Here is a 421-nt window from a genome sequence, read left to right on the forward strand (position 1 = left end):
CCACGGAGTGATTCATGACTGGGGTGAAGTCGTAACAAGGTAACCGTAGGGGAACCTGCGGTTGGATCACCTCCTTACCTTAAATCTCAACGCCTGTTGAGTGTTCACACAGTTTGCTTGATATGCAGAGAGCGCTTTTGATAGAGGCGTTTTTTCTTGTGTGTTTCACACCAAGAAAAACACCGGCTCCTGGATAAGTACGGTTCGACTATGGTTGTTCTTGTCGCTTGCCTCGCGGAGCTCGGCTGCGCCTTTACAAAATTCACTGCGAAGCTGCGCTTCGCAAACCGTGAGTTTTGTCCCCTTCGTCTAGAGGCCTAGGACACCGCCCTTTCACGGCGGTAACAGGGGTTCGAATCCCCTAGGGGACGCCATTTACGCGCCAAGCCTTAAGCTGGATGCTGGAAGAGTCTGTCTTCAA

Annotated in this window: 1 tRNA gene and 1 rRNA gene; both read left to right on the plus strand. The window is 51.8% G+C overall.

Annotated elements, in window-relative coordinates:
* Positions 1-77: ribosomal RNA gene (locus C7H85_RS19300) — 16S ribosomal RNA — on the plus strand; the annotation flags it as partial.
* A 221-nt stretch (positions 78-298) separates the two neighbouring features.
* A tRNA-Glu gene (locus tag C7H85_RS19305) sits at positions 299-374 on the plus strand.
* The last annotated feature ends 47 nt before the right edge of the window (positions 375-421 follow it).

This window comes from Zobellella endophytica (genome assembly GCF_003012775.1).
Taxonomy (GTDB): domain Bacteria; phylum Pseudomonadota; class Gammaproteobacteria; order Enterobacterales; family Aeromonadaceae; genus Oceanimonas; species Oceanimonas endophytica.